At 39.3% G+C, this 24,354-nt stretch carries 26 protein-coding genes; 23 read left to right on the forward strand and 3 right to left on the reverse strand.

Annotated elements, in window-relative coordinates:
- The first annotated feature begins 1 nt into the window (after position 1).
- The 5 genes from mtnK (at position 2) to AN161_RS10920 (ending at position 5,064) form a co-directional block, all read left to right on the forward strand.
- Positions 2-1,195 carry an S-methyl-5-thioribose kinase gene (gene mtnK, locus AN161_RS10900; RefSeq protein WP_075807221.1) on the forward strand — a complete coding sequence of 398 codons (1,194 nt, stop codon included), beginning with the start codon at positions 2-4 and terminating at the stop codon, positions 1,193-1,195.
- On the forward strand, positions 1,195-2,229 hold the full coding sequence (gene mtnA / locus AN161_RS10905) for an S-methyl-5-thioribose-1-phosphate isomerase (protein WP_053594374.1): 1,035 nt from the start codon (positions 1,195-1,197) through the stop codon (positions 2,227-2,229). The genes mtnK and mtnA overlap by 1 nt, the downstream gene beginning before the upstream one ends.
- A 20-nt stretch (positions 2,230-2,249) precedes the next feature.
- A complete protein-coding gene (locus AN161_RS10910; RefSeq protein WP_053594375.1) occupies positions 2,250-3,038 on the forward strand; it encodes a DeoR/GlpR family DNA-binding transcription regulator in 789 nt (262 codons plus the stop codon).
- 44 nt (positions 3,039-3,082) lie between these two features.
- Positions 3,083-3,736: an L-fuculose-phosphate aldolase gene (locus AN161_RS10915; protein ID WP_053594376.1), complete on the forward strand. Its 654-nt coding sequence runs from the start codon at positions 3,083-3,085 to the stop codon at positions 3,734-3,736.
- A gap of 824 nt (positions 3,737-4,560) precedes the next feature.
- The gene (locus AN161_RS10920; protein ID WP_053594377.1) at positions 4,561-5,064 is read left to right on the forward strand and encodes a GNAT family N-acetyltransferase; all 504 of its coding nucleotides are present in this window, start codon (positions 4,561-4,563) and stop codon (positions 5,062-5,064) included.
- Between the two features lie 26 nt (positions 5,065-5,090).
- On the opposite strand, the gene AN161_RS10925 is transcribed toward AN161_RS10920, so the two are convergent.
- Positions 5,091-5,561 carry a VanZ family protein gene (locus AN161_RS10925; protein ID WP_053594378.1) on the reverse strand — a complete coding sequence of 157 codons (471 nt, stop codon included), beginning with the start codon at positions 5,559-5,561 and terminating at the stop codon, positions 5,091-5,093.
- The gene (locus AN161_RS10930; RefSeq protein WP_053594379.1) at positions 5,558-6,457 is read right to left on the reverse strand and encodes an aldo/keto reductase; all 900 of its coding nucleotides are present in this window, start codon (positions 6,455-6,457) and stop codon (positions 5,558-5,560) included. The genes AN161_RS10925 and AN161_RS10930 overlap by 4 nt, the downstream gene beginning before the upstream one ends.
- Before the next feature lie 76 nt (positions 6,458-6,533).
- Here AN161_RS10930 and AN161_RS10935 point away from each other — a divergent pair, with 76 nt between their 5' ends.
- The 13 genes from AN161_RS10935 to AN161_RS10995 all read left to right on the forward strand — a co-directional run bounded on the left by AN161_RS10935 (position 6,534) and on the right by AN161_RS10995 (position 19,182).
- A complete protein-coding gene (locus AN161_RS10935) occupies positions 6,534-7,070 on the forward strand; it encodes an NUDIX hydrolase (protein WP_053594380.1) in 537 nt (178 codons plus the stop codon).
- Between the two features lie 73 nt (positions 7,071-7,143).
- Complete coding sequence (locus AN161_RS10940) at positions 7,144-7,656, forward strand: hypothetical protein (protein WP_053594381.1); 513 nt, start codon at positions 7,144-7,146, stop codon at positions 7,654-7,656.
- A 315-nt stretch (positions 7,657-7,971) separates the two neighbouring features.
- Positions 7,972-8,436 (forward strand): Fur family transcriptional regulator, encoded by a 465-nt coding sequence (locus AN161_RS10945; RefSeq protein ID WP_008174639.1) that lies wholly within the window; start codon positions 7,972-7,974, stop codon positions 8,434-8,436.
- Between the two features lie 163 nt (positions 8,437-8,599).
- On the forward strand, positions 8,600-9,502 hold the full coding sequence (xerD, locus tag AN161_RS10950) for a site-specific tyrosine recombinase XerD (RefSeq protein WP_053594382.1): 903 nt from the start codon (positions 8,600-8,602) through the stop codon (positions 9,500-9,502).
- Between the two features lie 90 nt (positions 9,503-9,592).
- Positions 9,593-10,774 (forward strand): phosphopentomutase, encoded by a 1,182-nt coding sequence (gene deoB / locus AN161_RS10955; RefSeq protein ID WP_053594383.1) that lies wholly within the window; start codon positions 9,593-9,595, stop codon positions 10,772-10,774.
- A gap of 14 nt (positions 10,775-10,788) precedes the next feature.
- On the forward strand, positions 10,789-12,039 hold the full coding sequence (locus AN161_RS10960; RefSeq protein WP_053594384.1) for a thymidine phosphorylase: 1,251 nt from the start codon (positions 10,789-10,791) through the stop codon (positions 12,037-12,039).
- 1,281 nt (positions 12,040-13,320) lie between these two features.
- Positions 13,321-13,461, forward strand: a complete 141-nt coding sequence (locus AN161_RS29605; protein WP_158003010.1) for a hypothetical protein — start codon at positions 13,321-13,323, stop codon at positions 13,459-13,461.
- A 561-nt stretch (positions 13,462-14,022) separates the two neighbouring features.
- Positions 14,023-14,376 carry an anti-sigma F factor antagonist gene (spoIIAA, locus tag AN161_RS10970; protein WP_053594386.1) on the forward strand — a complete coding sequence of 118 codons (354 nt, stop codon included), beginning with the start codon at positions 14,023-14,025 and terminating at the stop codon, positions 14,374-14,376.
- Entirely contained in the window at positions 14,369-14,809 is a 441-nt protein-coding gene (gene spoIIAB, locus AN161_RS10975) for an anti-sigma F factor (protein WP_053594387.1), read from the forward strand. The genes spoIIAA and spoIIAB overlap by 8 nt, the downstream gene beginning before the upstream one ends.
- A 10-nt stretch (positions 14,810-14,819) precedes the next feature.
- Positions 14,820-15,611: an RNA polymerase sporulation sigma factor SigF gene (sigF, locus tag AN161_RS10980; RefSeq protein WP_053594388.1), complete on the forward strand. Its 792-nt coding sequence runs from the start codon at positions 14,820-14,822 to the stop codon at positions 15,609-15,611.
- A gap of 15 nt (positions 15,612-15,626) precedes the next feature.
- Positions 15,627-17,069 (forward strand): spore germination protein, encoded by a 1,443-nt coding sequence (locus AN161_RS10985; protein ID WP_053594389.1) that lies wholly within the window; start codon positions 15,627-15,629, stop codon positions 17,067-17,069.
- Positions 17,070-17,288: 219 nt separating this feature from the next.
- Positions 17,289-18,608, forward strand: a complete 1,320-nt coding sequence (gene lysA / locus AN161_RS10990; RefSeq protein ID WP_053594390.1) for a diaminopimelate decarboxylase — start codon at positions 17,289-17,291, stop codon at positions 18,606-18,608.
- A gap of 199 nt (positions 18,609-18,807) precedes the next feature.
- Entirely contained in the window at positions 18,808-19,182 is a 375-nt protein-coding gene (locus AN161_RS10995; protein WP_053594391.1) for a GNAT family N-acetyltransferase, read from the forward strand.
- Here AN161_RS10995 and AN161_RS11000 read toward each other — a convergent pair.
- Positions 19,176-19,682, reverse strand: coding sequence for a DUF309 domain-containing protein (locus tag AN161_RS11000; protein WP_053594392.1), 507 nt, complete (start codon positions 19,680-19,682; stop codon positions 19,176-19,178). The two genes, AN161_RS10995 and AN161_RS11000, sit on opposite strands and share 7 nt — an antisense overlap.
- A gap of 55 nt (positions 19,683-19,737) precedes the next feature.
- Between AN161_RS11000 and AN161_RS11005 the strand changes: the two genes are divergently transcribed.
- From AN161_RS11005 to AN161_RS11025, 5 genes are all read left to right on the forward strand, one after another.
- Positions 19,738-20,517: a segregation/condensation protein A gene (locus AN161_RS11005; protein WP_053594393.1), complete on the forward strand. Its 780-nt coding sequence runs from the start codon at positions 19,738-19,740 to the stop codon at positions 20,515-20,517.
- Positions 20,489-21,082, forward strand: coding sequence for an SMC-Scp complex subunit ScpB (scpB, locus tag AN161_RS11010; protein WP_053594394.1), 594 nt, complete (start codon positions 20,489-20,491; stop codon positions 21,080-21,082). The genes AN161_RS11005 and scpB overlap by 29 nt, the downstream gene beginning before the upstream one ends.
- An 81-nt stretch (positions 21,083-21,163) precedes the next feature.
- Positions 21,164-22,234 (forward strand): serine hydrolase, encoded by a 1,071-nt coding sequence (locus tag AN161_RS11015; protein ID WP_053594395.1) that lies wholly within the window; start codon positions 21,164-21,166, stop codon positions 22,232-22,234.
- A 189-nt stretch (positions 22,235-22,423) separates the two neighbouring features.
- Positions 22,424-23,011 carry a hypothetical protein gene (locus tag AN161_RS11020; protein ID WP_053594396.1) on the forward strand — a complete coding sequence of 196 codons (588 nt, stop codon included), beginning with the start codon at positions 22,424-22,426 and terminating at the stop codon, positions 23,009-23,011.
- 440 nt (positions 23,012-23,451) lie between these two features.
- Positions 23,452-24,183, forward strand: coding sequence for a pseudouridine synthase (locus AN161_RS11025; RefSeq protein WP_053594397.1), 732 nt, complete (start codon positions 23,452-23,454; stop codon positions 24,181-24,183).
- The last annotated feature ends 171 nt before the right edge of the window (positions 24,184-24,354 follow it).

The following is a 24,354-nucleotide window of genomic DNA, read 5'->3' on the forward strand; positions in this document are numbered from 1 at the left end:
TATGTATTCCAAATATTTTTTGATGAACGAAGAAGATGTTAAAAGCTATGTACAAGTAAAAATTAAAGGTTTTAGTGGAACACTACATAGTGACGAAATTGGTGATGGCAATTTAAATTATGTATTTCGTGTGAAAAATGAGCAAGGTGACTCTGTCATTGTCAAACAAGCAGGTCCCCAAGCTCGTATTTCTGAGGATTTCGTGTTATCTACAGACCGAAATCGAATAGAAACAGAAGCTTTAATAATAGAGGGTGAGCTTACTCCTTCCCTCGTACCAGAAATTTTATTGTTTGATGAAGTTATGAGCTGTTGCGTAATGGAAGATTTAAAAGATTTTGAGATTATGAGAAAGCAAATGAACGTATTTAAAACATATGATCATTTCGCTGAGTTAATCTCTACTTTTATGGCGGAAAATCTTATTCGAACAACGGATTTTTTGCTAGATCCAAAGAAGAAAAAAGAATATCAAAAGCGATTCATCAACCCTGAGCTGTGTGAAATTACAGAACATCTAGTTTATACGGAGCCTTATATTGATTTTAAAAAGCAAAATATTTTAACGGCTGGAAATGAAGAATGGATTCATTCATTTGTATACAAGGACACAGCTCTACATTTAGAAGTTGCTAAGCGGAAAATACAATTTTTAACAGAGGCGCAAGCGCTTTTACACGGTGATTTGCATACAGGCTCTATTTTTATTAATGATGAAACATTGAAGGTTATTGATCCAGAATTCGCCTTTTATGGACCTATAGGTTATGATGTGGGGAATTTAATCGCCAACTTAACATTTGCCTGGGCAAGAGGATTAGCTTACAAAGAAGACGAATTTGTTTCGTGGATTGAAGAAACATTACTTTCTACTATTCAATTATTCCACAAGAAGGCACGAAATATTTTAGCCGCATCAACGGAGCAGTTTGCTGTCTACTCTGCCTTACTCGATGACTATATGGAACAAATTAGTCGAGATGCATTTGCAATTGCAGGAATCGAGATGAACCGTCGCATAATTGGCTTAGCAAAAGTAACAGATATTACGAGCATTGAACCAATTGACGCTCGTATAACAGCTGAAAGACGTTGTTTAAATATTGCGAAAGAGTGTATTTTAAATAAGGAAATCAGCCATATACAAGACTATATAAAACTATTACAAAAATATAAGAATGGAGTGTTGATTTAATGGAATTAAATACAATAGAATGGAAAAAAGATACACTCGTTCTACTAGATCAAACAAAATTGCCTAACGACATTGTGTATGTAGAAGTACAAACTGTAGAAAAAGTATGGGATGCCATTCATACGATGATTGTACGAGGGGCCCCAGCCATAGGCGTAACAGCAGCTTACGGGGTCTATGTGGCGATTCAGCACTTTGAAGGTTCTGTTACTGCGGCAAAGGAAGAAGTACAAAAGCAAGTACAGTATTTAGCAACTTCTCGTCCTACAGCTGTCAATTTATTCTGGGCATTGGAGAGAATGGAACAGAAGGCCTTACAAATAGACACGAACGATTTAGAAATGTTCCAAGACATCTTATTACAAGAAGCGATTGCTATTCATACTGAAGATATCGAGATTAATCGTTCCATAGGTGAACATTTATTGACGCTGTTGGAAGATGGACAAGGGGTACTAACTCATTGTAATGCCGGGGCTCTAGCTACGACAAAATACGGCACAGCAACTTCTCCTTTTTATTTGGCAAAGGAGCGGGGAATGAGTTTTAAAGTATTTGCAGACGAAACAAGACCTCGTTTCCAAGGTGCCATGCTTACATCTTTTGAACTCTTTAACGCTGGTATTGATGTTACGTTGATTACGGATAATATGGCAGCGACAGTTATGGCACAGGGGAAAGTGCAGGGAGTTATCGTTGGCTGTGATCGTGTAGCTGCAAATGGTGATGTTGCTAACAAGATTGGTACACTCGGTGTGGCCATTTTAGCTAAATACTATAATATTCCCTTTTATGTAGCGACACCAACACCGACGATTGACTTACATTGCCCAACTGGTGCGGATATCCCAATTGAAGAGCGTAGTGTAGATGAAGTGTTAAAACCAACAGGACAATATGTCGCACCAGCTGATGTAAAGGTGTACAATCCTTCTTTTGATGTGACACCTGCTGCACTCATAACAGCGATAGTCACAGAAAAAGGAATCATCGAACACCCGACAGAAGAAAAGGTGCGTGCAATTTTTAACTAATCAAAGATAGGATGACACGCATGACAAATTCTCTTAAACGAAGACAAGATGAAATTAATAAACTAGTGAATCAAAAAAATTACGTAGAAATTTCAGATTTAAGTGAACGATTTCAAGTGTCCGAGATGACGATTCGACGCGATTTAGAAAAGATGGAAAGTGAAGGGTTATTAATTCGTGTGTTGGGCGGCGCAAAGCCTATCCAAAAATCCTTTGTTGAAGATAATTTAAATTTACGCGCATCTGAAAACTTAGAGGCTAAGCAATTAATGGCTCAAGAAGCAGTTACATTAATCCAAGATGGAGACGTAATTGGCATCGATGCAAGTACTTCGGCATCAGAAGTCGGAAAATTGATTAAAGGGATGAAGAATATAACAGTTGTTACGAATAATATCAGCGTTGCCCTTGATTTAATATCGAGTGAAGTGACGACGATTTTACTCGGCGGTTATGTACGCCCAAACTCTATTTCAACGATGGGAACGTCTTTGAAGAAATATATGGAATCTATCAATATCGATAAACTGTTCATCTCTGCAAGGGGCCTGACATTACAAGAAGGATTAACCGACTCAACAATTGATGAGGGCGAAGCTAAACAAGCAATGATTCATAAATCTAATGAGGTTATTGCACTTATTGATCAAAGTAAGGTGGGCATCAAAAAACTATTCCAAGTCATGCCAGCTGATGCTATTTCTACAATTATCGTTGATGAAATTAAACCATTTAACGAAGAACAGCAAGAAGTCGTTAATGAGTTTTTGGAAAATAATTTAGATTTACGCATTGTACGAAAAAAATAAATCGTCACCAAATTGTCTAGAGCAATGTTGAAGGGTGGAATTAGATGAGACTACAAACAGAGCGGGAAAAAGTTGTTCTTCATTGTCAATTAATGATTCGAAATGGATTAACAAAAGGAACTGGTGGAAATATTAGTATCTATGTTCCTGCTGAAAATTGCGTCGCCATAAGTCCAAGTGGTATCCCTTACGAAGAACTAACCGCTGCTGATATCGTTTTGATTGATTTAGAGGGTCAAGTAATCGAGGGGCATCATAAACCTTCAAGTGAATGGGCGATGCATACAATGGTGTATAAAAGGCGCCCTGAACTGAAAGCGGTTGTGCATACACATTCTATTTTTGCTAAAACACTTGCTTGTTTGCGTGAAGACTTACCTGCAGTCTCTTATTTGGTTGCAGTGGCAGGTAAAGCGGTTCAATGTGCTGAGTACGCAAGCTTTGGCACACCGGCCCTTGGTGAAAATGCACTTAAAGCAATGGAGGGTTCGAAAGCAGTGTTACTGGCTAATCATGGTTTGTTAGCAGGTGGTGCAAATGTGGAAGAAGCTTTTAATATTGCTGAAGAAATAGAATTATGTGCAGAAGTATATGTTCGTGCCAGATCTATTGGTACACCAGTTATTTTAGATGAAAAAGAAATGACATATATGTTAGAACGATTCCAAACTTACGGGAAACCAGTAGAAAATAAATAATCATATAAAACCCCTCCTCGAAAGCTCTCTTAGCAACCTTTCGAGGGGGGATATTTTATTTATCGGAACGATTCTAAGATTTATCGGAATGATTTTTGTTTTTATCGGAATAATTATGTTCCTTGCTCAATTTTATATTTGTATACCAGAATTAACGATTTCAAGTACTTTTTTCTGAAGTGCTGGAGTTAGTGATAAATTTTTAAGTACACGATTAAATTCAGGAGAGTTTAATCGGATTTGTTTCATTTAAATTGCTCCCTTCTCTTACTTCTTATTAAAAGCTGTTGTGACAACTTCGACAATGAAACACTTTCTCATAGTTTCTTTCAAGACAATATGGAGGTTAATTTAATTTTATGCGGGTTCACTGTTTTTTTATGTTTTATCGGAAAGATATCGAGATTTATCGGAACAATTTTATGTTTTATCGGAAAGATTCTAAGATTTATCGGAATCATTTTTGTTTTTATCGGAACAACTATGTTCCTTGCTTAATTGTTTATTACTTCTTAATAGATAAATCATTATTGCTCTATTATTGCTTTATTGTTAAAATTAGGGTTAATTATCGTATGCCCGTAATAAGTTGATTGTAGTGAAGGCTGGACGACTCCTTGGGGATCAACGTCACAGATGAGACCCTGGAGCGCAAGCGAAGCGGCTCATCGGATGCCCCCAGGAAAGCGCCCAGTCGGAACGGAAATCACCCCCGCTTTATGGTGATTAAATTAAAATTTATTTAAAAATAAAAACACGGGAGACGCTGCCAATACATATTTCTCTTTATAGTTTAGTTTACAATCTATGATAGGAGAGAAAAAATGATTGAATTAAGCACTAAAAGATTAAGACTAATCCCATTAAACGCAAAGTATTTAGAATTACTAATTAATGAAGAAAAGACATTGGAAATAGAGTTGTCAGTAAGTAGTAAAGAAACTTTTCTTGATGAAGAACTAAGACAAGCTTTGAAGTTTAGACTATCGAAAGTATTAGAAGATGAAGAAAATTATATTTGGTACACGAATTGGGTAATCGTGTCGAAAGAAAAAAACAGTATCGTTGGTGGCATCATGCTAAAAGGTCAACCGAATGAGCAGGGTGAAGTCGTAATCGGATACTATACTTTTCCGCAATATCAGGGAAAGGGATACATGACGGAAGCTGTTAGGATGATGAAAGATTGGTTGCTACGTCAATGTAATGTTAAGTATGTGATTGCCGATGCTGATAAAAATAATATTGCCTCACATAAAGTATTACAAAAAGCAGGGGCAACGTTATATTCAGAATCTGAAGAACTATATTTCTGGAGATTCGAATAACATCAACTAAAAGACAAAGGGTGCTTTTAAAGCGCCCTTTGTCTTTTGAAAATCTTCCTCGCCAACACTACAATCCCAACAAAAACAATCGCTCCAGCTGTATCCAAAATAACATCCTGTCCACTCATCGTGCGTCCTGGTGTAAAGCTTTGACGAAACTCATCTAGCATTGCAATAAGAGCTGTCCCAGCAATAGCGACACCTGCAGCGAATCGACGTTTTCCCCATGCAAAGTAAATACCAAGTGCGATACAACCGAATCCAATAAAGTGCGTTAATTTTCGAATTAAAAACTCTACAAATTTAAAGTAACCACGCTCTTCAACAGAAACAACAGTATCCCAATAAGGAATTTTTAGTAAAGAGAGTTGCCTTTCAAAAGGTTTATTTGCCAATACATCCTCTAATTCTGGAAGTATACTTTGTTGTTCATAGGTCATACTAGAGGAAATCGCAAGTACTACTAAAAATGCTATTAAGATAAGCCATTTTTTCATCGGTGATCCATATATTGTTCGGCTTTAGTTAGCTCTTTGACTGCTTTAAAATCAGTTATCGAATCTATTTTTTCATAAGCGGCTAGTGTTTGCGTAAGCTGTTCCTGTGAGCTTGCACCAATCACTGTTGAGGCTACAGTAGATTCCTTTAGATTAAAGGCAAGCGCTAATGCATGTAAATCGTCATAATGTGAAGCTAAGCCTGGTAATGTTGTTGTTAATTCTTCAACTGTATACGTGTTAAAGCCATTAACACGCTGTAAACGTTCTTTCCAACTATTAGTTAGTAAACCCTTTGCAACAGTACCACGTGTTACAACGGAAGCTCCCTCACTTACGATAAAGTCGAGCCATTCTTCTGGACGACGATCTAAAGCACTATATTGCATCATGACACTTTTTGCAGAACTTACTGGTAAAAAACGTTTTAGTACATTTGGTCGAATAGAGGAAATCCCATATTCGCGAATCAGGCCGTCCTTTTTTAAGCCTTCGAATGTGTCGATAATTCCATCCCAGTCGTCCTCAATAGTGCCACCATGTAACTGATAGACATCAATATAGTCAGTATCTAGTCGCTTCAAGCTAGCGTGTAGAGCTTCCTTTATATATGACGATGATGCATCCCAATGCCAGCCTTCTACACCTTCTGTCCAACGATTACCAACTTTCGTAGCTACGATAACATCCTGACGACGCTTCCTTAAAATAGCTCCAATAATTTCTTCATTTGCTCCAAAATCATATAAATCGGCTGTATCGATATAATTAATGCCAGCATCTAGTGCCATATCGACAATATCAGCAGCCTTTTTCTTATCTGTCGAAAGAGACATGCCCCCTAAACTAATTTCTGAAATAAACAATTCACTTGAGCCAAGCTGTCTTTTTTTCATGCCAATGACCTCCTTCGATTTCTCTACTTGTAATGGTACAATGAACATATCTGAAGAACAAGCGAGGTTATCGTCAATGAAAAAGTTTGAGGAAAAAACGATAAAGACTACATCCATTTATGATGGGAAAATTGTGAAGCTACAGATTGATGATGTCACTTTACCGGATGGTAATGTTGCAAAAAGGGAAATTATTAAGCATCCAGGTGCAGTAGCAGTGATTGCTGTTACTGATGAAGGCAAATTAGTATTGGTGGAGCAATATCGTAAAGCTTTAGAGCGTTCCATTATTGAAATTCCAGCTGGTAAGCTTGAACCTGGTGAGGAGCCGCTTGTTACAGCACGTCGTGAATTAGAGGAAGAAACGGGTTACGGTGCACAGAGCTTTACTTTTTTACAGGCGTTTGCAACATCCCCGGGCTTCGCAGATGAGATCATTCATCTATTTGTGGCAAAAGATTTATATAAAATTGAAAACAAAGCAGATTTAGATGAGGATGAGTTTGTCGAATTATTAGAAGTTTCGTTGGAAGAGGCTCATCAAATGGTTGCAGACGAGCGTATATATGACGCCAAGACAGCGTTTGCAGTACTTTGGCTTGCGGCACAATAAGAAAATAATCTTTAGCATAATAGAGACGGACGAGCATAAGCTGTACAAACCTTGATAGAAAAGGAGCATGTTTATGTCTCGTACGGTGTCTATATTTTATCACGCATCCATTATAGCTATGAGTTTCGTTTGTGGTGTTATCTTCTTTCATATTATTGGTGGGCCGAATGCAGAGCCTTTTATTTTATTTATAGAGCCTCGTTTAGCAGATGGGGACAGGCATTCTATATTTCGTTTAGTATTACCCGTTGCTGTTTCAATAGCTCTTGTGCTATTGCTTGCAACACATAGTGTCTTGAAGGTTTTAGTGCGAGTAACAGTGGCGATACGTGCAACCTTTTTTGGCTTTAGCTCGGTTTTTTTATTACAAAAACTTGAAGCTATTTGGGTTTATTCGATTTGGTGGTTTCCATTTCAGCTTATCTATTGTATATTGTTGCTAGTCCTATGCAATTTACTTGTACCCGCTTGGTCAAAGCGAAAAATCGGGAAAAATGTACATGGTCGGACAATTTTGTTGAATTTTATCGCATTTTTCATCATAATAGTGGCTGAGTTTATCGTTATTTCTTATGTATTAAATTGATAAATACAATATGAAAGTTGCTCATCACCAAAAGTTGTGGATGACATTTGTTAAAACATATTAAGTTGATTGGAGTGAATACTGGACGACTCCTTGGGGATTAGCGTCACAGATGAGACCCTGGACCGAAGCGGCTCATCGAACGCCCTCAGGGAAGCGCCCAGTCGGAACAGAAATCAACCAAATGTTATGGTGATGAGCTACGAAAATTTAGCATCAGGTAAAAACATACAAAAGCATATTTGAAATCTACTCACTATCTTGTAATAGGATTTACTCCTTTGGTATAATGGAAAGAGTTTAGGGGGGCGTCACATGGAGAGCCGAATTGATCGTATAAAAAAACAGTTGCATAGTGCTAGTTATAAGCTGACGCCGCAGCGAGAAGCAACAGTTGCTGTACTGCTTGAGCACGAGGAAGACCACCTAAGTGCAGAAGATGTTTACCTTTTAGTAAAAGAAAAGGCACCAGAAATTGGTCTTGCTACTGTCTATAGAACGTTAGAGTTACTAACTGAGCTCAAAATTGTCGACAAAATCAACTTTGGCGATGGCGTTTCGCGCTATGATTTACGCCAAGAGGGAGCTGCGCATTTCCACCATCATCTTGTCTGTATCGAATGCGGTGCGGTTGATGAAATTCAGGAAGATTTACTTGAAGATGTGGAAGCCGTTGTTGAAAAACGTTGGAACTTTATCATAAAGGATCACCGACTAACTTTCCACGGCATTTGCTGGCGCTGTCATGATAAAAACGACGAATCGAATGAAGAAAATTAACGAGAAACTGTCTGTTTTAATCTTAAAGATTGAATCGGGCAGTTTTTTGTTTTGTTGGAATAAGACTTTTAACGTAATAGCTTGGACTAGTAGGGGGACGTTTTAGCACAATTCTAATAGCCGTGCTAAAATAGAGAATAATTGACAGTAGGAGGGCGTTGTGATGAATGAATTTCAATATGCAATAGAGGATTATATCCATTTTATCCAAGTAGAACGGCAGTTATCCGATAATACATTAGCATCCTATCGCCGAGACTTAGAAAACTATGTGAATTTTTTGCAGGAAGTGGCGGCAATGTCTGATTTTAATAAAGTAGAAAGAACGACCATTTTACGTCATTTAGAGCAGTTACGTATGCAAGGAAAGACAAGTCGTACTGTGGCCCGCCATATATCCTCCATTCGTAGTTTCCATCAATTTTTACTTAGAGAAAAGCGAGCAGAAACAGATCCGACAGTTCATTTAGAAATGCCAACCATTGAGCAAAAGCTACCAAATGTTCTTTCTATTGAAGAAATTGAAGCTTTACTAGCGGCACCAAATCGCGGCAAGCCACAGGGCATCAGGGACGTGGCAATGCTAGAGCTATTATATGGCTCAGGGATGCGCATTAGTGAGCTGATTGCGTTGGATTTAGCTGATATTCACCTAACGATGGGCTTTGTCCGCGTTTTTGGTAAGGGAGGCAAGGAGCGTATCATTCCCCTTGGAAAAAGCGCTCTTTCTGCATTAAGTAATTATTTAGGTGGTGCACGGAGTCAATTACAAGGAAAATATCCAAAAACAGATGCTTTTTTTATCAATCAAAGAGGAAAACGTTTAACAAGGCAGGGTTGTTGGAAATTAATGAAGGAGCATGCTTTAAAAGCAGGCATTAAACATGAATTAACGCCACATACATTACGTCATTCTTTTGCAACACATTTAGTGGAGAACGGTGCGGATTTACGAGCAGTACAAGAGATGCTTGGACATGCCGATATTTCCACAACACAAATTTATACGCATATTAGTAAAACACGACTATCAGAAGTTTATAAGCAATTCCATCCACGAGCTTAAGAGAGAAAATTATATGTTAGTCGGAGGTCTGACCTTTATTTTTCGCTTTTTTTTGGTAAAATAGAGACAAGAGATTAGGAGGCAACAATTATGAATAAACCATTTAAAAAAATCCATGTCGTAGTATTGGACTCAGTTGGTATTGGTGAAGCTCCAGACGCAGCGAACTTTGGAGATGTAGGCTCACATACTCTCGGACATATCGCTGAAAAAATGAATGGGCTTACAATGCCACATATGGAGTCTTTCGGCTTAGCGAACATTGAACCATTACAAGGTATGAAGGCTACTGACGAACCTAAAGCATACTACGGAAAAATGCAAGAAGCATCTGTTGGTAAAGATACGATGACAGGGCATTGGGAAATCATGGGGTTGAATATCGATAAACCATTTAAGGTGTATCCTGAGGGATTCCCAGCTGAGCTTATTGCAGAGCTTGAAAAACGTACAGGCCATAAAGTGCTGTGCAATAAACCTGCGAGCGGGACACAAGTAATCGAGGACTTTGGCAAGGAGCATATGGAGACAGGAGCAATTATTGTCTATACATCTGCTGACCCTGTTTTGCAAATTGCTGCACATGAAGAAATTATTCCATTAGACGAACTATATAAAATTTGTGAAATTGCTCGTGAGTTAACATTACAACCAGAATATTTAGTTGGCCGTGTTATTGCTCGTCCATTTATCGGTACGCCAGGAAACTTCACACGTACATCTAATCGCCATGACTATGCGTTAAAGCCATTTGGTCGTACAACGATGAATGTCTTAAAGGATGCAGGCTTAGATGTTATAGCAATCGGAAAAATTTCTGACATTTTCAACGGCGAAGGTGTCACAGATGCAGTACGTACGAAAAATAATACGGATGGTATGGATAAGGTTGCAGAAGTAGTGCGTCGTGATTTCCATGGTATAAGCTTCTTAAACTTAGTGGACTTTGATGCGAATTTTGGACATCGTCGTGACCCACTAGGTTATGGTAACGCACTACAAGAATTCGATGCGCGTTTACCAGAAATTACTGAAGCGATGACAGAAGACGATTTACTAATCATTACGGCAGACCACGGAAATGATCCAACATTCCCTGGGACAGACCATACACGTGAATATGTACCGTTAATTGTTTATTCACCACGCTTTAATGGTGGTAGTGAGCTAGCACTTCGTGAAACTTTTGCAGATATTGCAGCAACAGTTGCAGAAAACTTCAAGGTAGAAGCACCAAAGTTTGGTAAAAGCTTCTTAAATGATCTGAAGTAAGGGGGATTATTGATATGAATATGGCACAGCTATTTGAAAAGAAGAAGCAAGGCAAGGAGCTATCACAGGCTGAAATTCAGTATTTTATAGAGGGCTACACTACTGGTGCAATCCCTGATTATCAAGCAAGTTCCCTACTAATGGCAATTCGTTTATTGGGCATGACATATGATGAAACATTTTATTTAACAAAAGCAATGATAGAATCTGGAGATGTTATTGATTTATCATCTATTGAAGGTTTTAAAATTGATAAACACTCGACAGGTGGTGTAGGCGATAAAGTTACACTAATTGTCACTCCGATAATTGCTGCACTAGATATTCCAGTGGCGAAATTTAGTGGTAAGGGTCTAGGCATTACAGGTGGTACAATCGATAAATTAGAATCGATTCGTGGCTTTAAAACGGAGCTTTCATCACAGGAATTCATCGACAATGTCAATAAACATAAAATTGCGGTTGCTGGTCAAACAGGCAATCTTGTACCAGCTGACAAAAAATTGTATGCATTGCGAGATGTGACGGGTACTGTCGATTCAATACCTCTTATTGCCGCGTCTATCATGAGTAAGAAAATAGCAAGTGGTGCAGACGGCATTGTACTTGATGTGAAATGTGGCTCTGGTGCATTTATGAAGACAGAAGAAGAAGCGCAAGTTTTAGCTGATACGATGACGGCAATCGGTGAAAAGCTAGGACGTAAAGTAGTCGCACATATTAGTGATATGGATAATCCGCTAGGTAAAATGATTGGTAATAAGCTTGAAGTAGTAGAAGCATTTGCTTTACTAAGTGGACGTATGGACGAAACACATGTGGATCTACTAGAGGAATGTATCATTATCTCTTCGCTTATGTACCAAGTTGCAGCAGGAGTGAATGAGGCCGAAGCAACAGCAGCGGTTAAACGAGTGCTAGAAGATGGTTCAGCAGCTGCAAAATTTGAAGAATTTATCGTTGCACAAGGTGGCGATTTAGCAGATATTGTACAAAAAGACACAGCAAATAAAGTAGCTGTCAAAGCACCTACTGAAGGCACGGTAGAAACGATTAATGCACTATTGATCGGGGAAGCAAGTGTTGGTCTTGGTGCAGGTCGATTAACAAAGGAATCTGAACTTGATTATGATGCTGGTATTCACTTGATTGCCAAAAAGGGCGACCATGTTCGTGCTGACGAGACGATTGCTTACTTATATTCAAATCGTGAAATCGATGAGGAAACAATCGAAAAAGTACAGAAGGCTTATACAATTGCATAAATAATACGAATACGAAGCGAGAACTCTCTTTGAGAAGGGGGGTTCTCGCTTTTTTTTATTCTGAAAGCAGGGCGCCGGAAAGAAAAGCTAAAGCGACGGAAAGAAGGGCCGAAGTGACGGAAAGAAGGCAGAGCGACGGAAAGAAGGGCCGAAGTGACGGAAAGAAGGCAGAGCGACGGAAAGAAGAGCCGAAGCGACGGAAAGAAGGCAGAGCGACGGAAAGAAGAGCCGAAGCGACGGAAAGAAGAGCCGAAGTGACGGAAAGAAGAGCCGAAGCGACGGAAAGAAGAGTTAAAGTGACGGAAAGAAGGGCCGAAGTGACGGAAAGAAGGCAGAGCGACGGAAAGAAGGGCCAAAGCGACGGAAAGAAGGGCCGAAGCGACGGAAAGAAGGCGGAGCGACGGAAAGAAGGGCCGAAGCGACGGAAAGAAGGTAGAGCGACGGAAAGAAGGGCATAAGCGACGGAAGAAGAGCCGAAGTGACGGAAAGAAAAGTTAAAGTGACGGAAAGAAGTCAGAGCGACGGAATAGAAGGGCCGAAGCGACGGAAAGGAAGGCAGAGCGACGGAAAGAAGAGTCAAAGTGACGGAAAGAAAAGTTAAAGTGACGGAAAGAAGTCAGAGCGACGGAATAGAAGGGCCGAAGCGACGGAAAGGAAGGCAGAGCGACGGAAAGAAGAGTCAAAGTGACGGAAAGAAAAGTTAAAGTGACGGAAAGAAGTCAGAGCGACGGAATAGAAGGGCCGAAGCGACGGAAAGGAAGGCAGAGCGACGGAAAGAAGAGTCAAAGTGACGGAAAGAAAAGTTAAAGTGACGGAAAGAAGTCAGAGCGACGGAATAGAAGGGCCGAAGCGACGGAAAGGAAGGCAGAGCGACGGAAAGAAGAGTCAAAGTGACGGAAAGAAAAGTTAAAGTGACGGAAAGAAGTCAGAGCGACGGAATAGAAGGGCCGAAGCGACGGAAAGGAAGGCAGAGCGACGGAAAGAAGAGTCAAAGTGACGGAAAGAAAAGTTAAAGTGACGGAAAGAAGTCAGAGCGACGGAATAGAAGGGCCGAAGCGACGGAAAGGAAGGCAGAGCGACGGAAAGAAGAGTCAAAGTGACGGAAAGAAAAGTTAAAGTGACGGAAAGAAGTCAGAGCGACGGAATAGAAGGGCCGAAGCGACGGAAAGGAAGGCAGAGCGACGGAAAGAAGAGTCAAAGCGACGAATAGAAGAGTCGAAGTGACGGAAAGAAGGCAGAGCGACGAAAAGAAAAGCTAAAGCGACGGAAAGAAGAGCCGAAGTGACGGAAAGAAGGCAGAGCGACGGAAAGAAGAGCCGAAGTGACGGAAAGAAGGCAGAGCGACGGAAAGAAGAGCCGAAGCGACGGAAAGAAGGTAGAGCGATGGAAAGAAAAGCTAAAGCGACGGAAAGAAGGGCATAAGCGCCGGAAAGAAGAGTCGAAGTGACGGAAAGAAGGCAGAGCGACGGAAAGAAAAGCTAAAGCGACGGAAAGAAGAGCCGAAGTGACGGAAAGAAGGGCCGAAGCGCCGGAAAGAAGGGCCGAAGCGACGGAAAGAAGAGCCAAAGCGACGGAAAGAAGGCAGAGCGACGGAAAGAAGGGTCGAAGCGACGGAAAGAAAAGCTAAAGCGACGGAAAGAAGGGCATAAGCGACGGAAAGAAGAGCCGAAGCGACGGAAAGAGGGGCCGAAGCGACGGAAATAAGGCAGAGCGACGGAAAGAAAAGCTAAAGCGACGGATAGACTATCAAACAGACAGAGAGACTGCCAATAATTTGATTACATTTATAGCGCTTAATAATAATTCTTGTGAAAAATGTATGCCACGTTTAAAAAATGTTGATTTATCCCATACTGCATTTAAACCTAAAAAAGCTATAAGAATGTCGATTTGACACTATTTCGGAAGACTTTGCACTAGTTCTGTCAGCCGCAAGGATTCACCACTTTGGATGTGGAATTGCACGAGGAGGAGGCGATGTTCATGCATTTTCAATTAGAGATGGTAACAAGGGAGACAGTAGTTATACGTTTATTTGGGGAGCTCGATCATCATGCAGTAGAGCAAATTCGAGCTAAAATTTCTACAGCAATTTTTCAGGGCGCTGTAACGACCATCATTTGGAACTTAGAGGGGCTTTCCTTTATGGATAGTTCAGGTGTAGGTTTGGTGCTTGGTCGAATGCGTGAGTTAGAGGCAGTCGCTGGACGAACAATTTTATTGAATCCATCGCCGACAATGCGCAAAGTATTTCAGTTTTCAGGTTTAGGGCCGTGGATGATGGATGCAACAGAAGAAGAAGCGATTGATCGAGTTAGGGGGATTGTAAATGGATAACGAAATGACATTAACTTTTTTAGCAATTAGTGAAAATGAAGCCTTAGCGCGTGTAGCTGTGACAGGCTTTATCGCACAATTAGATCCAACAATTGATGAGCTATCCGAATTTAAAACGGTTGTCTCAGAGGCTGTTTCCAATGCTATTATTCACGGTTATGAAGAGAATGGTAAGGGTGTTATTACAGTTCGTGCAAAACGTGAGGATGATATTGTAACCGTGTCTGTTATGGATAAAGGTATTGGCATTGAGGATGTAAGTCGAGCTATGGAGCCGTTATTTACGACGAAAAGTGCGATGGAACGTTCAGGTATGGGCTTTACCATTATGGATAGTTTTTCAGATCAGTTGACAGTAATGTCCAAGTGGCAAGAAGGTACAACTGTCACGTTTACGAAGAAATTTTACTCGGTTCGCACACCGGTAATGTGAGGGTGCGATTGTGAAGCCGCTAGAACAGTCGTCCGATAAGCTATTGTCACAGGAAGAAATGCGAGATTTAATTGCACGTGCACAGCAGGGCGATCATGAGGCTCGTAAACGAATGATTGAGGGGAATACGAGGCTTGTGTGGTCTATCGTCCAACGCTTTACAAGTAGGGGGGTAGAGCTCGAGGATTTATTCCAAATTGGCTGCATAGGACTCATGAAGTCTGTGGATAAATTCGATCTAACGTATGATGTAAAGTTTTCGACATATGCTGTACCAATGATCATCGGTGAAATTCAGCGCTTTCTAAGGGACGATGGCATGGTGAAGGTTAGCCGATCTATTCGTGAGCTTAATTTTAAAATTCGCCATGCAACCGATGAATTCATTAAAAATAATGAGCATCCACCAACTATTCATGAATTAGCACAGGTTCTTGGTGTCACAACTGAGGAGATTGTAACAGCTTCAGATGCATTGAGAGATCCTGCTTCCTTACATGAGCAATTGTATGAGAGTGAAGGGGATTCTATTACATTAATGGATCAGATGAAGGACGAAAAATCCGAGCAGCCATTTGACTATATTCCACTAAAAGAGGTGCTCACAAGACTTGAGCCTAGAGAGCAATCCATTATTTATTTACGATATTTCTCAGATTGTACCCAAACTGAAATTGCGAACAGGCTCGGCATATCACAAGTTCAGGTATCACGATTAGAGAAAAAAATTCTTGCCCAATTGAAAAATTGGATGGCTACAAGTGCCACAGTTGAAGAGGAAGAAGTAAAAAAAGACATTTAAGAAAATGGTGACAGCATGACAGATAAACTATTTAACAGCTTAGAAGAAGCCGAAAATTTTCTTAAAGAACAATTTGGTGACGGCGAATCATTTGACGTAATTGTTAAGCATTTATTTGTCAAAGATTTGCCGGTCCTTTGCGCATATATAAGCGGACTTGTAGATAGTGTAGTGTTAACGCAATTACTCTCTAATATGTTGCCTGATGAGGACATTGATATTGAGGATGAAAAGGAGTATTTTGAAGCAATTTTCAATTACCAAGGCCGTTCGGAGGAAACCAAACGTGAAGCCTTTTTATTATCCATATTAAGCGGACAAGTAAGCTTCGTCACTAAAAGTGGTTACGGCTATGTTGCCGAGATTCGAAATTACCCGGGGCGCTCACCAGAGGAGCCTGATAATGAAAAGGTAATTCGTGGATCTAGGGACGGCTTTATTGAAGGTATTTCACAAAATACTGCTTTGATTCGTCGGCGAATTCGCAATAGTAATTTACGTTTCGAGCTACATAAAATATCCGAAATCGGTCAAACCGATGTCGCACTAGCGTTTATAAAGGGTATTGCCAATGATGAAATGCTCGATAAATTGCGACAGCGCCTTGGGCAAATTCACCATGATGGCTTGACAATGGCTGATAAATCACTAGAGGAATGGTTGTTTAAACAAAAGTTCCATCCAGTTCCTTTTGTACGTTATACGGAACGACCGGATATTACCGCTGCGCATTTACTTGAGGGCCATGTAGCCATTATTGTCGATACGTCTCCCTCTGTCATTGTTGTCCCTGCAACAGTTTTTCATTTACTGCAACATGCTGAGGAGTATAGGCAGGCACCAGCAGTCGGAACCTTTGTCCGTTTTATGCGCTATTTTGGAGCAATTATGGGTTTATTATTATTGCCTTTATGGTATTTATTTGCAACGCACGGGATATTTTTACCAGATGCGTTATCCTTTTTAGGTGCAAAGGAAAAATCACATATCCCACTTTTACTACAAGTACTTATTGGAGATGTTGGGATAGAATTTTTGAGGATGGCCGCCATTCATACCCCATCTCCATTATCCACTGCGATGGGGTTAGTTGCCGGTGTAATTATTGGTCAGATTGCTATTGATGTTGGGGTATTCTCGCCAGAAGTAGTGTTATATACAGCCGTTTCAGCTATTCTGACATTTATTATTCCGTCTTATGAGCTAAGTATCTCCATTAAACTCTTTAGACTAGTGTTGTTAATAATGACTGGAATTTGGGGAGTTAATGGGTTATTTATCGGGTTTTTTATATTATTTACGTATTTATGTTCATTACGTCCGATGCAAGCGCCATATTTGTGGCCACTTATTCCGTTCTTTCCAAATGCGATGCTTCGCGTACTTGTACGTTTCCCAATGACAGCAGATGCATTAAGACCTTATGTAGTCGATTCCAAACAGCGAAAAAGATCATAGGAGCCGTTGCACTCGTTTTTTTCATGTGATAAAGTTCACATATAGTATTTTGTGATTTTTGCAAAAATTATCTTCATTCAGCAAAAGGTTCGCCAAGATAATATGTCGAATGTAGTAATACCTCTAAAAAAGGATAGTAGACTAATATTGCTACGTCCATTCTAAAATTGAGGTGCAATTTATCACAAGATGGAACGATGTGAAAAGGGAGAGATGCACATGCATTTATATGGAACACAAGCGATTTCTGAAGATGGTCATTTAACGATTGGACAGGTAGATACACTAGAGCTTGCAAAAGAGTATGGTACACCTTTATTTGTGTATGATACAGCGCTTATTCGTAAGCGTGCTCGCGGCTTTATTGATACGTTTAAAAAACTAGGTGTAAAAGCAGAAGTAGCTTATGCTTCTAAAGCATTTGCATGTGTAGCTGTGTACCAATTAGCGGCAGAAGAAAATCTATCTTTAGATGTTGTCTCAGGTGGAGAATTATTTACAGCTTTAAAAGCTGGATTCCCTACAGAACGCATTCATTTCCATGGCAATAATAAAAGCATTGCTGAATTAGAATTAGCCTTTGACTCGAAAATTGGTTGTATTGTCGTGGATAACTTCTATGAAATTCAGCTTTTACAAGAAATTTCAGAGCGCCGTCAACAAAAAATGCGTATTTTACTACGTGTCACACCAGGTGTTGAGGCACATACGCATGATTTTATTACGACAGGTCAAGCGGATTCTAAATTTGGCTTCGACTTAAATAATGGTCAAGCAGATGAAGCTTTCCGACAAACTTTTAACCATGAATACCTAGAGCTTCTAGGGCTACACTGCCATATTGGCTCTCAAATTTTTGACACAGCTGGCTTTGGCTTAGCAGGAGAAAAATTAATTGATAAAATTTCTGATTGGAACAAGACTCACGATTTTACATGTACTGTGTTAAACTTAGGAGGGGGCTTCGGAATTCGTTATACTGAGGAAGATGCACCGCTTGAGCCACAAGTATATGTAGAGGATATGATTACGGTTGTTAAGAACAAAGCGACTGTACTTGGTCTAACTATGCCTGAAATTTGGATCGAACCAGGACGATCACTTGTAGGCGATGCAGGAACATCACTTTATACAATTGGTTCACAAAAAACAGTACCCAATGTTCGTAAATATATTGCTGTTGATGGTGGCATGAGTGATAATATCCGTCCGGCATTATATGATGCGAAGTATGAGGCGGTCATTGCAAGTAAAGCAAATGAATCAAAAAGTGAAACATATACAGTGGCTGGTAAACTTTGTGAATCAGGCGATAAATTAATTATTGATGCTAAGCTTCAGGAAGCAGCTTCTGGAGATGTGCTAGCAATTTTCTGTACAGGTGCTTATGGATATTCTATGGCGAGTAACTACAACCGTGTGCCACGACCAGCAGTTGTATTTGTAGAAAATGGCGAGCATCAATTAGCGATTCGACGCGAAAGTTATGAAGATATTGTACAAAACGATCTCCCGCTAACGTTAAAAAAGGGTGAGTAAATTTGAGAAAAAACAAATGGGTATTACTAGCGTCCATGTCAACTTTTATTTTGTTGTGGGGCGTTGTTTATTGGGTATTGGCGTCTAAAGGTATTCTCGGACCTGGTTCGTAAGACAGAAATTGACTTGCGGTAAAAGTACAAATCGTGTAGGATAGTCAAAGATTATGTACAGCTAGAAAAAGAGGGAATAGACAAATATGTTAATTCGATATAAGAAAGCTTTCGAGAAAATAGCAATGGGGCTACTCTCGTTTATGCCTAACGAAAAAGACATAAAGAAGCTCAAAGAGACAATCCACTCCTATGAAAATGAAGATAATTGGGTATTATATTTATGGAAAAAGAACGATGAGTATGTTGGCATTGTTGGACTTATAACAGACAGTAATAATATAGCTACGATTCAACACGTTTCCGTTGTCCCTTCTTATAGAGGTGAAGGTGTTGCGAAGGAAATGCTACAGGAAGTAGCAGAACTTGGCCAGTACGAAAGTGTGCGTGCGACAGAGGAAACGCGTAAATTTGTTCAAAAATGTATAAATTGTATCGATGAAGAAGCAGACGATCATTGACGTCTGCTTTTTCTTTGTTTGCTTTCTTGTCGCTCTGTAAGAATATGTGAGCGATCTCGAAGCATATGTTTATGAAGAAGATAGTTAGAGCTACTTGATGGTAAAAGCTGTATGCGAGCAAATACTAATTCCTCCAATACGGGCGAAAGTGGAAGCTGAAATGCTTGGAAGGACTTGCCTATTTGGATGGCAGAAAGTGCATCTGATAGTTGTATTAGTAGTTTATCGTAGTCAATTTCGTCAAAAAAAATATGCCCGATATTATATTGAAAATTATGGAGTGCTTTTTCTAAGATTCGTGCAGCGCCTATATAATTGTCACGTCGCCAATGATATAGACCTGTTGCGAGCTGTACGTATCCAACAAGAGGGTGCTTTTTATCACCGGGAGCAATATCCTTCCAGAATTCCTCAAGTACTTCATGGCATTCAAAAAAATCTTGATTACCATTGAAGTAGGCACAGTAATCGATAAATAAAGTATGATGCTGTGGATGCATTTTGGACTCCTTTCCACTATACTAAAAGAACATAGAATCTCAGGGTGGTAAAACAATGTCGTATGAAGTAAAATTAGAAGCCTTTTCAGGGCCTCTTGATTTATTATTGCATTTAATTCACAGATTGGAAATTGATATTTATGATATCCCAATGGCTGAAATTACTCAACAATATATCGACCATATACATGCTATGCAGGTACTGGAGTTAAATGAGGCTAGTGAATATTTAGTGATGGCTGCAACATTATTGGCCATTAAAAGTCGTATGCTCCTGCCAATTCATGAAGGTGAGCTTGAAGATGCCGAATTAGAAGTCGACGGCCCAGACCCTCGTGAAGAACTTGTGCAACGTTTAATAGAGTATAAGAAATATAAAGAAGCAGCGAGTAGCCTGCAAGAGCTTGAAACAGATCGAGCACAGGTATTTACACGGCCACCAGCAGATTTATCAGAGTTAGCATCAGATGAGCAAATGGCGTTATTTGATTTGAACGTCAACATCTTTGACATGCTTGGGGCCTTCCAAAAACTGATGCGTCGAAAAAAATTGAAAAAACCACTAAGGACAACTGTAGCGAGACAAGAACGCTCAGTGAAGGATCAAATGCGTTCAGTTGTCGATACATTACGATCTACAGGTGGACGTGCATCATTTTTCGAGCTTTTTCCCTATGAAGATAAGCCAACGCTTATTCTGACGTTTTTATCTCTTCTTGAATTGATGAAACGTCAGGTCGTCATCGTAGAGCAAAATGGTAACTTTGAAGAATTATCAGTTACCTTACAGAAGGAGGAATGGGATGATGACGAAAACAATGATGCTACAGAGTAGAATAGAAGCCCTATTATTTGTTGTTGGAGACGATGGCTTAACTATTAAACAATTATCACAACTTTTGGGCGAACCGGAAGAGTTAGTCGTACAGGCAATGGAAGAGCTGCGTACAACATCTGAAGAAGATTTAGCTAGAGGTATTACTGTAAAAGAAATAGCTGGAGTTTATCAGCTCATAACAAAATCTGAACTTGCAGATACCATTCAAAGATTAGTAGAAAATCCAACTGTTCAATCATTATCGCAAGCCTCACTCGAGGTGCTTGCTATTGTGGCTTACAAACAGCCAATTACACGTGTAGCAATTGAGGATTTACGCGGTGTGAAATGTGAAAGACCAATACAAACGCTCGCTTCTAGAGGTTTAGTCAAGGAAGTTGGTCGCTCAGAAGGGACAGGACGTGCAATCTTATATGGCACAACAAAAGAATTCTTAAACTACTTTGGTTTAAATAGTATAGAAGAAATGCCACCTTTACCTGACGAAGAATTAGTTGAAACAGAGCAAGAAACAGATTTATTTATGACGAAATTCCAAGAAACCTTTAGTGGGGTAAAGTAGATGAGCAAGATGGTATAATGCTTTGCTTGAAACATAAATATATTTTATATTTTTCTATTACTTTAAATAAGGAGTGGCTCGTTGCTTCGGTTAGTACGTTTAATATTGTTCATGATAGTCGTGGTAATGTTAATGCTTCCACAAACCAGTTTAGCACGAGGTGGTAGCGGATATGCTGTCTTAGATGGGGATACGGGCCGTGTTTTATTAGGATCGAATAGTGATGCACGGTTACCAATTGCTAGCTTAACAAAAATTTGGACAGCACTCGTTGCTATTGAAAATAGCAATCTTCAAGATGAAGTGGTTATTTCACCGAGGGCTGCAATGGCGGAGGGCTCATCAATTTACTTGCAGGCAGGTGAAACAGTTACGGTAGAAACACTGTTATATGGTTTGATGCTACGCTCCGGGAATGACGCAGCAACAGCTTTAGCAGAGCATGCCGGGGGATCAGTAGAAGGATTTGTAAAGTTAATGAATGAGCGAGCCGTTGTTGCTGGTCTCACAAATACTGTATTTATGAACCCGTCTGGCTTGCACCATGATGAGCATTTATCGTCAGCGAGAGATACTGCTGAGATGCTGAGAATTGCTCTTCAAAATAAAACTTTTAAGAAGATTGCCTCAACAGTTCTATTTCGTGCCAATACTGAAAACGGGATGTTATGGGAAAATAAGCACCGATTATTACGAGAAGGGTCAGGGGTTGCTATCGACATAGACGATGAGACACAACAACCTGTTAGTGCATTAAAATCAGCAAAAGGTTCAGCATTTGCCGGAAAAACAGGCTTTACAAAGGTGGCTGGTCGGACCCTTGCAACCGCCTTCCAAAAGGACGGGCAAACCTGTATTGTTGTCACTTTGAATGAATCAGATGACTGGAATGTTCATCGGGGCTTAGCCAACAAGGTTTGGCAAGATTACAGCCTTGAGACTGTAGTGAAAAAAGGTAAATATAAAGTCAATAAAAACCTTTCCATTCGTTTAGAGCAACCAATAAGTTTGCAGTTAAATAAAGAAGAAAAAGAAAGTGTAAGGCAAGTGTTACATGTTTCTAGAAAACGTAAGGAAGGCGTTTTATCCATCTTTATCGGTGAAGAGCGTATTTATGCAAGGCCAGTATCAGTTGAATCAGCGGATCGTTAAAAGCGATACGCTGATTTTTCTTTGTTACGCCATTCAGGATAATGTTTGTGGGTTTAGAGCATAAACTATAGCGTGTAAAACGAATTAGATGTAATTAACAAATGAGATGGAATTTGGTAAAATAAATCAGGGTGACAGTTAAAATTAAAATTCTGAATTTTCGAATGTTAACGGGGGGGGGAAGTATTTATGACTACTGAATCAAACAGTAAGCAATACCAATTAGGGGTAATAATAATTTTATTTTTGTCTAGCTTTATCGCTCCCTTTATCTTTTTATACCCTATTCAAGAGTTGTTCTATCGACCTAAGGAATACTATTTTTTCGATACTTTTTATCAAGCATATATTATATTAATAATAGTTTTGATTGTGTTGGCAGTCATGTTATTAGTCAATTTTTTAGTGACTCCTAAAACAAAAAAAAGGAAGAATATTCAACGAGGAATTATGGGGACATCGTTTGTAATTGCTGGTGCATTCATATTTTTATGTATTAATAACTATCAATATATTGATACAAAAGGAATTCACATGAATCATTTTTTTAGTTTGCAAGAAGATTACATAAGTTGGGAAGATATTGTGAAGGTTGAACAAACTATTGTAGAAAAAAATGGTGTAAGTTTACCAGATAAATTGATTTTCACATTACAAGATGGTTCTACAATTGAACAAACTTTAACAACAAAGTTATCAAGTGTGAAAAAATTCATTAATAAAGAATTAAATAACTATGGACTTAAAATAGAAAATAAATATAGTGAAACTGAGTAATGATGAAGAGCTGCCCAAAATGGTGGCTTTTTATGTTTTAAAAAACTTTTAAAAGAGATTGCTATTTGATGAAAAGTAATGAGAAGATTTGATTAAAATTAGACCATCACTAAAAGTTGGGGATGATCGTTTGTTCAAACGTATGCCGTTTATCTAAGTTGATTTCCGTTCCGGTTGAACGCACCCAGCCGGAACGGAAATCGATCCCACATTTTGGTGATGACCCTTAAAATTCAGGTACAAGTTATCCAAAAACTAGCTGATGAAAACTATTTCAAATAATCAAATTACTTACGCATAATTAGTTTTTCTTTAATAATGTATAAAAGTATGACATAATTTTCACAGATTAGCGGGAAAAATAACCTTATTCATCATATGCGAATAAGGTTTAAAGTTTGGTGTCTATGCCAATGTGAATGAAAACTAGAGGTGAAAGAATGGAAAGATTACAAAAGGTCATTGCGTATGCAGGTGTTGCGTCAAGACGTAAGGCGGAGCAATTGATTTTAGAAGGTAAAGTAAAAGTGAACGGAGTCGTAGTGCGTGAGTTAGGTACAAAGGTTTCCAACTCAGATACGATAGAAGTAGAAGGCGTGAAGCTTGAGAAAGAGGATAAGGTTTATTATTTACTATATAAACCACGTGCAACGATATCAGCTGTAACAGACGACAAAGGACGCAAAACTGTCACAGATTTGTTTAAGTATATTCCACAACGTATTTTCCCAGTTGGCCGTCTTGATTATGATACATCTGGCTTGTTGTTGTTGACAAATGATGGGGAATTTTCCTATATGCTGACACATCCGAAGTTTAAGATCGACAAAACTTATATTGCTCGTGTCAAAGGTATTCCAACGATCGAAGGTTTAAAAAAGCTTCAACGCGGAATTAAACTAGAAGACGGCAAAACAGCTCCAGCAAAAGTTAGTATGACTTCTTTTGATGAAAAAGCAGGTAAGGCGATTTGTGAGATTACTATTCATGAAGGGCGAAATCGTCAAGTGCGTCGCATGTTTGAGGCAATCGGTACTCCAGTTGTTAAACTGAAACGCGAGCGCTTTGCCTTTTTAGATTTATTTGGACTAGCGCCGGGGGAATATCGTGAATTAACAAAGCATGAAGTGAAGCAATTGCGAGTGTTAGCGGAGACAGGGCAAATCGGATAATTAGCATTTTCTATGAGAAAGTGAAATACTGCTATGTGTAATAGTAATGTTTTCACTTTCTTATTAGTGAAATCGTTCATAAATCATTCATAATTATTAGCTAAGCGTTTGTGTTTCATTTTGCTATAATAGGTGAGAATAGTACACCTAGATAAGTTTCGTCCTGATGAA

Origin of the sequence: Lysinibacillus sp. FJAT-14222 (assembly GCF_001278875.1) — a bacterium.
Classification (GTDB): domain Bacteria; phylum Bacillota; class Bacilli; order Bacillales_A; family Planococcaceae; genus Lysinibacillus; species Lysinibacillus agricola.

Excerpts from the sequence above, each read along its gene's own strand:
- spoIIAA (WP_053594386.1), top strand. The coding sequence starts at position 14,023 with ATGCATTTTCAATTAGAGATGGTAACAAGGGAGACAGTAGTTATACGT.
- mtnK (WP_075807221.1), top strand. The coding sequence starts at position 2 with ATGTATTCCAAATATTTTTTGATGAACGAAGAAGATGTTAAAAGCTAT.
- AN161_RS10920 (WP_053594377.1), top strand. The coding sequence starts at position 4,561 with ATGATTGAATTAAGCACTAAAAGATTAAGACTAATCCCATTAAACGCA.
- mtnA (WP_053594374.1), top strand. The coding sequence starts at position 1,195 with ATGGAATTAAATACAATAGAATGGAAAAAAGATACACTCGTTCTACTA.
- AN161_RS10985 (WP_053594389.1), top strand. The coding sequence starts at position 15,627 with ATGACAGATAAACTATTTAACAGCTTAGAAGAAGCCGAAAATTTTCTT.
- AN161_RS10925 (WP_053594378.1), bottom strand. The coding sequence starts at position 5,561 with ATGAAAAAATGGCTTATCTTAATAGCATTTTTAGTAGTACTTGCGATT.
- AN161_RS11025 (WP_053594397.1), top strand. The coding sequence starts at position 23,452 with ATGGAAAGATTACAAAAGGTCATTGCGTATGCAGGTGTTGCGTCAAGA.
- spoIIAB (WP_053594387.1), top strand. The coding sequence starts at position 14,369 with ATGGATAACGAAATGACATTAACTTTTTTAGCAATTAGTGAAAATGAA.
- AN161_RS10910 (WP_053594375.1), top strand. The coding sequence starts at position 2,250 with ATGACAAATTCTCTTAAACGAAGACAAGATGAAATTAATAAACTAGTG.
- AN161_RS10960 (WP_053594384.1), top strand. The coding sequence starts at position 10,789 with ATGAATATGGCACAGCTATTTGAAAAGAAGAAGCAAGGCAAGGAGCTA.
- deoB (WP_053594383.1), top strand. The coding sequence starts at position 9,593 with ATGAATAAACCATTTAAAAAAATCCATGTCGTAGTATTGGACTCAGTT.
- AN161_RS10945 (WP_008174639.1), top strand. The coding sequence starts at position 7,972 with ATGGAGAGCCGAATTGATCGTATAAAAAAACAGTTGCATAGTGCTAGT.
- xerD (WP_053594382.1), top strand. The coding sequence starts at position 8,600 with ATGAATGAATTTCAATATGCAATAGAGGATTATATCCATTTTATCCAA.
- AN161_RS10915 (WP_053594376.1), top strand. The coding sequence starts at position 3,083 with ATGAGACTACAAACAGAGCGGGAAAAAGTTGTTCTTCATTGTCAATTA.
- lysA (WP_053594390.1), top strand. The coding sequence starts at position 17,289 with ATGCATTTATATGGAACACAAGCGATTTCTGAAGATGGTCATTTAACG.
- AN161_RS10935 (WP_053594380.1), top strand. The coding sequence starts at position 6,534 with ATGAAAAAGTTTGAGGAAAAAACGATAAAGACTACATCCATTTATGAT.
- AN161_RS10995 (WP_053594391.1), top strand. The coding sequence starts at position 18,808 with ATGTTAATTCGATATAAGAAAGCTTTCGAGAAAATAGCAATGGGGCTA.
- AN161_RS10940 (WP_053594381.1), top strand. The coding sequence starts at position 7,144 with ATGTCTCGTACGGTGTCTATATTTTATCACGCATCCATTATAGCTATG.
- AN161_RS10930 (WP_053594379.1), bottom strand. The coding sequence starts at position 6,457 with ATGAAAAAAAGACAGCTTGGCTCAAGTGAATTGTTTATTTCAGAAATT.
- AN161_RS11020 (WP_053594396.1), top strand. The coding sequence starts at position 22,424 with ATGACTACTGAATCAAACAGTAAGCAATACCAATTAGGGGTAATAATA.
- AN161_RS11005 (WP_053594393.1), top strand. The coding sequence starts at position 19,738 with ATGTCGTATGAAGTAAAATTAGAAGCCTTTTCAGGGCCTCTTGATTTA.
- AN161_RS11000 (WP_053594392.1), bottom strand. The coding sequence starts at position 19,682 with ATGCATCCACAGCATCATACTTTATTTATCGATTACTGTGCCTACTTC.
- scpB (WP_053594394.1), top strand. The coding sequence starts at position 20,489 with ATGACGAAAACAATGATGCTACAGAGTAGAATAGAAGCCCTATTATTT.